The organism is Schinkia azotoformans LMG 9581, assembly GCF_000307855.1.
Taxonomy (GTDB): domain Bacteria; phylum Bacillota; class Bacilli; order Bacillales; family Bacillaceae_J; genus Schinkia; species Schinkia azotoformans.
The window spans coordinates 1-10,326 of record NZ_AJLR01000156.1 but is presented as its reverse complement, the minus strand read 5'-3'; the positions used below and the strand labels follow the sequence as shown (position 1 = coordinate 10,326).

The 10,326-nt window shown below is 37.7% G+C and carries 11 protein-coding genes; all 11 read left to right on the top strand.

Annotated elements, in window-relative coordinates; translation table 11 throughout:
• Positions 1-104: 104 nt before the first annotated feature.
• Positions 105-1,196, top strand: coding sequence for an undecaprenyldiphospho-muramoylpentapeptide beta-N-acetylglucosaminyltransferase (gene murG, locus BAZO_RS20620; RefSeq protein WP_003333428.1), 1,092 nt, complete (start codon positions 105-107; stop codon positions 1,194-1,196).
• Positions 1,197-1,257: 61 nt separating this feature from the next.
• Entirely contained in the window at positions 1,258-2,166 is a 909-nt protein-coding gene (gene murB, locus BAZO_RS20615) for a UDP-N-acetylmuramate dehydrogenase (RefSeq protein ID WP_003333427.1), read from the top strand.
• Between the two features lie 129 nt (positions 2,167-2,295).
• A complete protein-coding gene (locus tag BAZO_RS20610; protein ID WP_003333426.1) occupies positions 2,296-3,075 on the top strand; it encodes a cell division protein FtsQ/DivIB in 780 nt (259 codons plus the stop codon).
• Complete coding sequence (locus BAZO_RS20605) at positions 3,059-3,760, top strand: DUF881 domain-containing protein (protein ID WP_003333425.1); 702 nt, start codon at positions 3,059-3,061, stop codon at positions 3,758-3,760. The genes BAZO_RS20610 and BAZO_RS20605 overlap by 17 nt, the downstream gene beginning before the upstream one ends.
• Positions 3,761-3,808: 48 nt before the next feature.
• Positions 3,809-4,537, top strand: coding sequence for a DUF881 domain-containing protein (locus tag BAZO_RS20600; RefSeq protein ID WP_003333424.1), 729 nt, complete (start codon positions 3,809-3,811; stop codon positions 4,535-4,537).
• Entirely contained in the window at positions 4,538-4,888 is a 351-nt protein-coding gene (locus BAZO_RS20595; RefSeq protein WP_003333423.1) for a small basic family protein, read from the top strand.
• A 145-nt stretch (positions 4,889-5,033) separates the two neighbouring features.
• The gene (gene ftsA / locus BAZO_RS20590) at positions 5,034-6,311 is read left to right on the top strand and encodes a cell division protein FtsA (RefSeq protein WP_003333422.1); all 1,278 of its coding nucleotides are present in this window, start codon (positions 5,034-5,036) and stop codon (positions 6,309-6,311) included.
• Positions 6,312-6,353: 42 nt separating this feature from the next.
• Entirely contained in the window at positions 6,354-7,505 is a 1,152-nt protein-coding gene (ftsZ, locus tag BAZO_RS20585; RefSeq protein ID WP_003333420.1) for a cell division protein FtsZ, read from the top strand.
• A 251-nt stretch (positions 7,506-7,756) separates the two neighbouring features.
• Positions 7,757-8,671, top strand: a complete 915-nt coding sequence (gene spoIIGA, locus BAZO_RS20580) for a sigma-E processing peptidase SpoIIGA (RefSeq protein ID WP_003333419.1) — start codon at positions 7,757-7,759, stop codon at positions 8,669-8,671.
• A gap of 22 nt (positions 8,672-8,693) precedes the next feature.
• Entirely contained in the window at positions 8,694-9,413 is a 720-nt protein-coding gene (sigE, locus tag BAZO_RS20575) for an RNA polymerase sporulation sigma factor SigE (protein WP_003333418.1), read from the top strand.
• Between the two features lie 97 nt (positions 9,414-9,510).
• The gene (gene sigG, locus BAZO_RS20570) at positions 9,511-10,287 is read left to right on the top strand and encodes an RNA polymerase sporulation sigma factor SigG (RefSeq protein ID WP_003333417.1); all 777 of its coding nucleotides are present in this window, start codon (positions 9,511-9,513) and stop codon (positions 10,285-10,287) included.
• The last annotated feature ends 39 nt before the right edge of the window (positions 10,288-10,326 follow it).

The window sequence follows — 10,326 nt, the reverse complement described above, 5'->3', positions numbered from 1 at the left end:
GAATTGCTAACGCAATTCAAGTTTCCTTTATCGCTGTCGTTGTGCCCTCCAGTTTGTACGGCGATGAGCAAGGCGCTTGTGCTTTTCTAATAAGGGGGATGACCATGAGAATTTTAGTGAGTGGCGGAGGTACAGGTGGTCATATATATCCGGCAATTGCATTTATTAAAGAGATTAAAAAACATCAACCGGACGCTGAATTTTTATATATCGGAACGGAAAAAGGTTTAGAGAAATCAATTGTAGAACGGGAAAATATTCCGTTTAAATCAATTGAAATTACCGGGTTTAAAAGGAAATTGTCGTTCGAAAATATTAAAACGATCATGCGATTTCTAAAAGGAACATCTTTAAGTAAAAAGTATATCAAGGAATTTAAGCCTGATATAGTGCTAGGAACTGGCGGCTATGTATGCGGACCAGTAGTCTATGCCGCAGCAAAGCTTAACATACCTACGATCATTCATGAACAAAACAGTGTTCCAGGTTTAACAAATAAATTTTTGAGCAAATATGTTGATAAAGTAGCTCTTTGTTTCGAAGAGGCTGGTCAATATTTTCCTAAAGAAAAAACGATATTAACCGGAAATCCAAGGGCATCCGAGGTTATCGGTAATGATGGGAATATAGGAAAAAGATCAGTTGGTCTTGATCCAACGAAAAAAGTCGTCTTAATTGTAGGTGGCAGTAGGGGGGCGAAGCCAATAAACGACGCCTTTATTGAAGTGTTGCCAAAAGTTCGCGAAAAAAGTTATCAAGTATTATATGTGACCGGCGACGTTCATTACGAAAATGTATTAAAGGAAGTTAACAAAGTAGGAAACCCGGACAATGTTATCATTAAGCCTTTTCTACATAACATGCCCGAGGTTCTAGCTGGGGTTGATTTAATTGTGGCAAGGGCTGGTGCAACAACTTTAGCAGAAATTACTGCACTTGGAATCCCAAGCATTTTGATCCCAAGCCCCTATGTTACGAATAATCATCAAGAAAAAAATGCACGTGCACTTGGTGATAACGGGGCAGCTATTGTAAGATTGGAAAAAGAAATGAATGGCATCACTCTATTACGGGATATAGATCATGTCCTTTTAAACGAAGAAACGTTGATGCAAATGAAACAATCCTCTGCCCGATTGGGGATCCCAACGGCTGCTAATAAACTGTATGCCGTAATGGAACAATTAATCAAATGACTTGCTTCGTACGTGTCAAGCCTACGTATCATAAACTAATACAACTGAAAGGAGGGGCAATATGGAAAAACTGAAAAAGAAGCTGGAAGAAGCTAATGTTGGCAAGGTTTTATTAAATGAACCATTAAAAAATCACACAACAATGAAAATTGGAGGCCCTGCCGATCTCTTTGTAGAACCTAAGAATGTAGAAAGCGTAATTAATGCTATAAAAATCATTCATGAAGAGGGAATTCCCATTACACCAATTGGGCGTGGATCTAATTTACTTGTACTTGATGAAGGGATACGTGGAGTCGTCTTAAAACTAGGAGAAGGATTGAATCACCTAGAGGTAACTGGAACCGAGGTTCATGTGGGCGGTGGTTACTCACTTGTTTCATTAGCTACCACAATCAGTAAAAAGGGACTATCTGGCTTTGAATTTGCAGGAGGTATTCCCGGATCCGTTGGCGGCGCAGTTTATATGAATGCCGGTGCACACGGGTCCGATATTTCCAAAATCCTCGCTAAGGCGCTTATTGTTTTTCAAGATGGGAGCTGTGAATGGCTTTCAAATGAGGAAATGAACTATTCTTATCGTACCTCTGTGTTACAAAAGATAAGACCGGGAATCGTAGTAGAAGCCGTTTTTCAACTAAAGGAAGGGGATAAGGCTACAATCGTTCATGAAATGCAAAAAAATAAAGATTATCGTCGTGAAACTCAGCCTTATAATTATCCTTGTGCCGGAAGTATTTTTCGCAATCCGTTACCGAATTATGCTGGTCAGCTAGTAGAAAAAGCAGGTTTAAAAGGTTATCAAATTGGCGGCGCAAAAGTATCTGAATTGCATGGTAACTTTATCGTTAACACGGGAAGTGCTACAGCTAGTGATGTATTAGCTTTAATCAAACACATCCAGAACGTGATTATGGAAAAGTTTGGTGTAGAAATGAAAACTGAGGTTGAAATAATTGGCAAAAACTAAGCAGAAATAATAACAAAAACATGTTAACTTTTGTTATAATAGAACCAAATCAAATGCGCCTTCGCAAATACGCTGAGGCGCATTTGATTGTATTGTCTATGGTATTAGAGCAGTATGGGGGATTTTTGGATGAAAAATAATAAAGTTATTGATATCGAAGACCGTATACCGAAATTAAAAGAGCAGCGAAAACAAAAAGCAAACAAAAGGTTTATAACATATATATCTTTATTCTTTGTACTAGTTATCTTCATACTTTATTTTCAATCCCCTTTAAGTAAAATTCAGACTATCCATGTATTAGGAAATATCCATGTATCAGATGAGGCGATCATTAACGCTAGTGGTATTGAAAAAGGGACAAGCTTTTGGAAAATTGACCCTTCTGCAATTGCTAAAAAGATTAATGAGCATGATGAAATATCGAAGGTTGAGGTCACACGGAAATTGCCTAATCAAATACAGATAGTTGTGAGGGAAAATACTAGAGTAGCTTACTTAATTGATGGTACATCCTATTATCCAATTTTAGAAACAGGGAAAATCCTTGAAAAGGATAAGTTGGAAAATATTCCTGCGGATGCACCGTTATTAATAAATTGGGCACAGAGTGAGGAGCTTCAGGAAATGGCAGCACAGCTTCGTCATGTGCCGGACAGCATACTCAATCGGGTTTCCGAAATCCATCTTACTCCGGAGGATAGCGACCCGCTTCACATTACATTGTTTATGAATGATGGACAAGAGGTCAGTGCTACAATTCGTGGCTTTTCAGAAAAAATTAAAAATTATCCGATGATCAAAGAACAATTGACTGATGAGCAATTTGGAGTCATCCACCTTGAAGTCGGTTCTTATTTTAAGGCATATAAAAATGAGGGGGATGAAAATATTGAAGGTGAACGGTAAACATGTCGTTCTTTCTTTTGTGGCTATCGTTTTAGGTTTTTTAATTTCGTTCTCCTATCAATTTACGAACAGTCACACCGGCACAGTGGCTGAAGGGAAGCAATGGCAAAGAGAATTTGAGTATCGCGAAAAATTAATAAGATTAGAAGAAACAACAAAAAGGCTGCAACAGGAATTAACGGAAAAACAACAAAGTGTGCGTGAAATTGAGGCCAACTTTGCGCAGCAGGAAAAGTCTTTTAAAACGTTGGTTGAAGACATTGAAAAGCTGCGTATGTTTGCTGGAGAAGTTCAAGTAAAGGGGCCCGGAGTAACTGTAACCTTAACGGATGCCTCTTATGTTAAGTTAGAGGACAACGCCAATAATTATATTGTTCATGAAGGACATGTTCATAAAGTAATCAACGAGCTCCGGACCGCAGGCGCAAAAGCAATTGCCATAAATGGGCAAAGGCTCGTCCAAAATAGTTATATAGCCTGTATTGGGCCTGTAATAAGCGTTGATGGCAATGAATATAACGCTCCTTTTGTTATTTCTGCCATTGGTGACCCGGAAGTGTTATATAGCTCCTTAGTTATTCTACATGGGGTTCGGGACCAGCTTGTCATGGATAATATTGAAGTGAAAATAGAAAAAAAAGGTGAACTAATTTTTGATCCATATTTTGAAGCGAAAGAAAGTTAATTTTAAAGGATTGTCAGGTTGCTGTGTAATGAAGGGTGATAGAAAAGAATGAGGAGCAAGAGTAAAGTAACACTAGCTTTAATAACAACTATATTAGGTTTTATGATGGCCATTCAATTTCAAACAATTAAAGAACCAGTTGTCCGGGATACAAGAGATATATGGGAAATTCGTGAAGATATTGAGCATGAGCAGCGGCTGATTACGGAGCTGTACAAAGAGATCAGAACAAAGGAAGACACATTAAGGAAATATGAAGAAGCTCCCTATAATAGTAAATATGAGGGAATAACGGAACAACTGGAAGAATTGAAGAAGAAAATTGGACTAACTGAGCAAAAAGGCTCTGGAATTTTAATCAAAATTAGTCCATCATTTAACCAATCCATGATCGGAGAACCATATCAAACTGTGCCGCCTGATCTGCTCATTCGACTAATCAATGAACTATACCGATATAAAGCATTGGCTGTTTCGGTTGACGATGAAAGAATTATTGTTACATCCCCAATCCGTGATGTAAATGGTAAAACTTATATAAATAACACTCCACTTGGCCCTTTGCCAATTGAAATTAAGGTCATTGCCGAGAATGCAGAAAAACTGCATAATCAAATGCAGGTTTCGCAAATTGTCGATGAATTTTTTGCATTAGAAAATTTGGAATTAACATCAACATTACAACAAGAGGTTACATTACCTGCTTATGATGAGGTTTTAAGAAATAAGTATATGCAACCTGTTGAACCTGTTAATTTAGAAAAGGGGAACAGTTAAATGTGGTTACCGGTATTAGGTTTGTTGCTTGGTATTTTTTTAGGTTTACTAACTGATATACGCATACCTGATGAATACTCAAACTATCTCTCGATTGCAGTATTAGCGGCACTAGACACTTTGTTTGGTGGAATACGGGCACATTTGCAAAATACTTATGATGATAAAGTGTTTGTTAGTGGTTTTTTCTCCAATATTTTACTTGCTGCAAGTTTGTCTTTTCTAGGTGTTCATCTTGGTGTAGACTTATACTTAGCCGCTGTCTTCGCTTTTGGGGTTCGCTTATTCCAAAACATTGCGGTGATCAGAAGACTACTTTTGTCGAAATGGTCAACATCACGAGAAAAATAGAAAAAATTCCTATATTATTAAAGGGAAATAGTCGTTCGTGTTGAATAATTTTAATGTTGAGCAATTTTTTAACAGATCAATCAAACAAAACTTAAAAAACAACAATACTAAATGAATAGGAGTAACTTAAAGGAGGTGCCAAAGTATGAACAACAGTGAAATTATTGTAAGTCTAGACATCGGTACATCCAATGTTAAGGTAATCATTGCAGAAGTTTCTAGTGATTCTTTAAACATTATAGGTGTGGGTAATGTAAAATCTGTAGGCATAAAAAAAGGATCTATTGTTGATATAGATGAAACCGTACAATCCATTAAGAAGGCTGTCGAACAAGCAGAACGTATGGTGGGAATGGATATTAATCATGTAGTAGTAGGAGTTGCCGGTAATCATGTACAGCTGATACCATGTCATGGGGTTGTGGCAGTCTCAAGTGAGAACAGGGAAATTGGCAACGAGGATATTGCCCGTGTAATTGATGCTGCTCAAGTCATTTCAATACCACCTGAAAGGGAAATCATCGGTGTGGTCCCACACCAGTTTATCGTTGATGGGTTAGATGGCATTAATGACCCACGTGGCATGATCGGTGTACGATTAGAAGTCGAGGGAACAATTGTTACAGGATCAAGAACGGTATTACATAACTTATTAAGGTGTGTGGAAAAAGCAGGTCTTAAAATTACTGATATTTGTTTGCAGCCTTTGGCAACAGGTGCAATCGCGCTTTCAAGAGATGAAAAAAATATCGGAGTGGCTCTTGTTGATATTGGTGGTGGACAAACTACTGTTTCTATATTTGAACATGGACATTTGCAGGTGACAACCGTACTTCCTATTGGTGGGGATCATATGACAAATGATATTTCCATCGGTCTTAGAACTTCAACAGAAGAAGCTGAGAGAATTAAAATAAAGCACGGATATGCTTTTTACGATCACGCATCAGAAGATGAAGTTTTCTCATTGCCTGTTATCGGCAGCGATAAGCAGGAACAATATAGCCAACTTGACCTTTCTGATATAATCGAAGCTAGATTAGAAGAAATCCTTCTCATGGTACAAGATACCATAAAAAAATTAGGTTATAGGGATTTACCAGGAGGCTATGTATTTACAGGCGGAGTTGCAAATTTACCAGGTCTGTTGGAGCTGGCACAGCTTGTTCTACAACATAATCTGCGAATTGCTAAACCTGATTATATCGGCGTTCGGGATCCTATATATACAACTAGTGTTGGATTGATCCAATTCGCATATCGAAATGCAAGACTTCAAGGTGCTGAAGTTGCCGCTGCAGTTTCAAATCAAGAATCTGATCGACCACAAAAAAGAACACAACATGTTGTAAAGAAACCGAAAAAGAATAATACTGATGTGGTAAAGAAAGCGAAAGAATTATTTAAATCCTTTTTTGAATGAGGATCTTTGAATGGCAATTTGGATATTTAGGAGGATTTTATGATGTTGCAATTTGATACACATATGGATAGTCTAGCCTCTATAAAAGTAATCGGTGTCGGCGGCGGCGGCAGCAACGCTGTTAACCGTATGATTGAACATGGGGTGCAAGGAGTAGAATTTATTGCGGTTAATACGGATGCACAAGCTTTAAATCTTTCCAAAGCAGAAATTAAACTACAAATTGGCACGAAGCTAACTAGAGGTCTTGGCGCTGGGGCTAATCCTGAAGTTGGAAAAAAAGCAGCTGAAGAAAGCCGCGAGCAAATTGAGGAAGCACTTAAGGGTGCAGATATGGTGTTTGTTACTGCCGGTATGGGTGGTGGTACAGGTACAGGTGCAGCACCAGTTATAGCTCAAATTTCCAAGGAATTAGGAGCATTAACAGTAGGGGTTGTAACCCGCCCGTTTACTTTTGAAGGACGTAAGCGTTCGACCCAAGCTGCAAGTGGAATTGCATCATTTAAGGAAAATGTTGATACTTTAATTGTAATCCCTAATGATAGATTGTTAGAAATTGTGGATAAAAACACACCAATGCTGGAAGCCTTCCGTGAAGCCGATAATGTACTTCGTCAAGGTGTACAAGGTATTTCTGATTTAATTGCTGTACCAGGCCTAATTAACCTTGACTTTGCAGATGTTAAAACAATTATGTCAAATCAAGGGTCTGCACTTATGGGTATCGGTATTGCTACTGGAGAAAACCGTGCTGCTGAGGCAGCTAAAAAAGCGATTTCAAGCCCACTTCTGGAAACATCTATCGATGGTGCACAAGGTGTTCTAATGAACATAACCGGTGGTATGAATCTAAGCTTGTATGAAGTTCAAGAAGCTGCTGATATTGTTGCGACTGCATCCGATGAAGAAGTCAATATGATTTTCGGTTCTGTCATTAATGAGAACTTAAAGGATGAAATTGTTGTAACTGTTATTGCTACAGGCTTTAAAGAAACTGTAGGTAATAAACCTATTCAAGCAAGCCGCCCAAGTATGATTGGAAATCGTCCAAGTGTCGTTCCAAATCGTAATATGGCAAGAAAAGAGGAGCCTGTTCAACCAGAGCAGCCACATCTAAATAATGCTGGTCAATTTAGTGCAGAGGATACTTTAGATATTCCTACATTTTTACGAAACCGCAACCGTCATCGCTAACATTAAAATTGACCAAAGAAAAGCATGTACCTAAAAGGTATGTGCTTTTTTTGTATGCATTTCGCAGTCTAGCTCCAGCACCCAGCGACTCGTAAACTTCGCTGAACGGGCGCTTCCACCTCCTATCTCGACAATAATCTAAAAAACATGTCAAAAACTCTATGTTAGAGACGTCAAAGTATGACAGACTTCCAAAGAGGATGTGCTATATACTAGTTTCATAGTACTTACAATTTGAAAGGGGAAAATTATTGACCATTTATCTGGACGTTATATGGTTATTAAACTTTTTCTTTGATTCATTCTTATTATTTTTAACTGCCATAATTTTAAAACGAAAGGTAAAGAAGTGGCGCATATTTTTAGGAGCATTAATAGGGTCATCGATCATTCTTTTTTATTTTACGCCGTATGTGGCAATTACATCATATCCTGTTATGAAACTGCTCTATTCTATACTTATTGTATATTCGGCATTTGGATTCCTGAAATTTCGTTACTTTATTAAAAATCTCCTAACTTTTTATTTTATTACATTTATGGTCGGAGGAGGAATGCTCGGGTTACACTATTTTTTTCAAACAGATATCGCATTCATAAATGGCGCACTCATGACACAATCAAGTGGATTTGGTGACCCGGTGAGCTGGTTAACGGTATTAATTGGTTTTCCGCTGGTTTGGTATTTTTCAAAGTACAACATAGAAGAAATTGAGATGACTAAGATTAACTTTGAACAACTGGTCAGGGTTCAAGTTAAAATTGGTGAGGATTCCATGGATTTAAAGGGACTTATTGATAGTGGTAATCAACTATATGATCCAATCACACAAACTCCTGTTATGATTCTAGAAATACAAAGGTGCGCATCATGTTTTCCGGCAGCGCTCATTCAGCAATCCCAAAATCCCGAAATGCTCGATTTTAGTACAATCGATCGAAGTTGGGCCAATCGTATTCGGATTGTTCCATACCGGGCTGTGGGCCAGGAACATCAATTTTTACTTGCGATTAGACCAGATCAAGTAGTGATTATGATCAATGAAAAAGAAATTACAGTGAAAAAAGTATTAATTGGGTTAAGCCATACGATTCTGTCTTCTAACGGGGATTACGAATGCATCATCCATCCGAAGATGCTTACAAAGACAAATATTTCTGCATAACAACATACTGGGGGGAAGGAAATTGAGAACAATTAAGATCAAACTTACACTTATGTGGTACAAACTATTAATGAAATTTGGATTAAAAGCAGATGAAATATATTATATTGGCGGTAAAGAGGCATTGCCACCACCCTTATCAAAAGAAGAGGAAGAGCATTTATTGGAAAAATTACCGACGGGGGATAAGGCTGCCAAGTCCATATTGATTGAAAGAAACCTGCGATTAGTCGTTTATATAGCGAGAAAATTCGAAAATACTGGTATCAATATTGAGGATTTAATCAGTATTGGCACGATTGGCTTAATTAAAGCTGTAAATACATTTAATCCTGAGAAAAAAATAAAGCTTGCTACATATGCGTCAAGATGTATTGAGAATGAGATTCTTATGTATTTACGGAGAAATAATAAAATTCGTTCAGAAGTATCCTTCGATGAGCCACTCAATATTGATTGGGATGGAAATGAATTATTGCTATCTGACGTGTTAGGGACAGAGGAAGACATTATTACAAAGGATTTGGATGCAAGCATTGACCGAAATTTACTATTAAAATCATTGGAGCAATTAAATGATCGAGAAAAACAAATTATGGAGTTAAGGTTTGGCTTAATGGGCGGGGAGGAAAGAACACAGAAGGATGTAGCTGATATGCTTGGTATATCCCAGTCCTACATTTCGCGCCTTGAAAAACGAATTATTAAACGTTTACGGAAAGAATTCAATAAAATGGTCTGAAAATTTGGTCTACATTTCACTTTAAACGAAGTGCATAAATTTCCCTCTTCCGGAGATACTTTACTTGTACAGCAACCTCTAAATTAGGAGGGAAAGAATGACGCGAAATAAAGTAGAAATTTGTGGTGTAGACACATCAAAGCTTCCAGTATTGAAGAATGAAGAAATGCGCAAATTGTTCCGTGAAATGCAAAGTGGGGACATTAGTGCAAGAGAGAAACTTGTTAATGGCAACTTACGTCTCGTACTTAGTGTAATTCAGCGGTTCAACAACAGAGGGGAATATGTAGATGATCTATTCCAGGTTGGCTGTATTGGCTTGATGAAATCTATTGATAACTTCGATTTAAGTCAAAATGTGAAATTTTCAACATATGCTGTACCAATGATAATTGGAGAAATACGCCGTTATTTGCGTGATAATAATCCTATTCGTGTTTCAAGGTCTTTAAGGGATATCGCTTATAAGGCATTACAAGTAAGAGAAAGATTAATGGGTATGACATCAAGAGAGCCGACAGCCGAAGATATTGCGAAGGAATTAGACGTTCCCCATGAAGAAATTGTCTTTGCATTAGATGCCATTCAAGATCCGGTTTCACTATTTGAACCAATCTATAACGATGGCGGGGATCCAATCTATGTAATGGATCAATTAAGTGATGAAAAGAGCAAAGATCTTCAGTGGATCGAAGAAATTGCGCTTAAAGAAGGGATGAGACGCCTGAATGAAAGGGAAAAACTTATTTTAACAAAAAGGTTTTTCCAAGGAAAAACACAAATGGAAGTTGCCGAAGAGATTGGAATTTCTCAAGCGCAAGTGTCGCGCTTAGAGAAAGCAGCAATTAAACAAATGAATAAAAATATACAATGATTGGACTTGCATGAATGCAAGTCTTTTTGTGCGACGGGC